Raw genomic sequence first — 753 nt, forward strand, 5'->3', positions numbered from 1 at the left:
CGTAATCTTGCAAAGGGATTAGATGAAGCTATCGACTTAAATAAATCATCTACATTTAAACCTTTAATTGACAAGGGATTATACGAAAAAACATTCCTAGCTGAAGCTGAAAAACAAATTGCCAATTTAAAACACGACATTCGTATGTATGCTAATTCACCATTCTGAAAGAAATTACGTGAACAAAAAGCAACTGTTGGTTTTACTTCTCGTGTGGGTCCTTCTGATTTAGACGTTCAAAACATGAATGTTATTAGTATTTACCAACCCGATGATAACCCATTATTATATACTTCACCGGACTTTGAAGATTTACCAGGTCTAGGACTTAAATTCCCTGTTCCAGATGAAAGAGGGGCAGATTTATTAGACAGTCAATGATCATTTGGTGCTCAAATTGTCCACGGTTCAGGTGACTCAGCTGCTAAAACTAAAGTTGTAAACGACTTGCTTGATGGATTTGGTGAAAAATTTGATTACTTAATTTATGTTTATAACGATAAGGGTGCTGCACACGAATATAAGGGTCCAGATGGTGAAAGTTACCGTGACCACTTGGTAAACAACCCCGGTTTCGCACCATTACGTTTAATTAAAGGTTCAAAAAAAGACCACATGATTTTTATGGGTAATGATGGATGAAGTTCAACTTATGGAATCGCTGGTACTCACTGATTACTACAAAAATATTCTGAATTATTCGGGATGCCAAAAGATGAATTAGATGGTTTAAAAGCTAAAGAAAAATTCAAA

1 pseudogene is annotated in these 753 nt (G+C 35.2%); it reads left to right on the plus strand.

The features are described 5' to 3' along the window. A pseudogene (locus OF376_RS03170) lies at window positions 1–753 on the plus strand (hypothetical protein); the annotation flags it as partial.

The organism is Ureaplasma miroungigenitalium, from assembly GCF_025780085.1.
GTDB lineage: Bacteria > Bacillota_I > Bacilli_A > Mycoplasmatales > Mycoplasmoidaceae > Ureaplasma > Ureaplasma miroungigenitalium.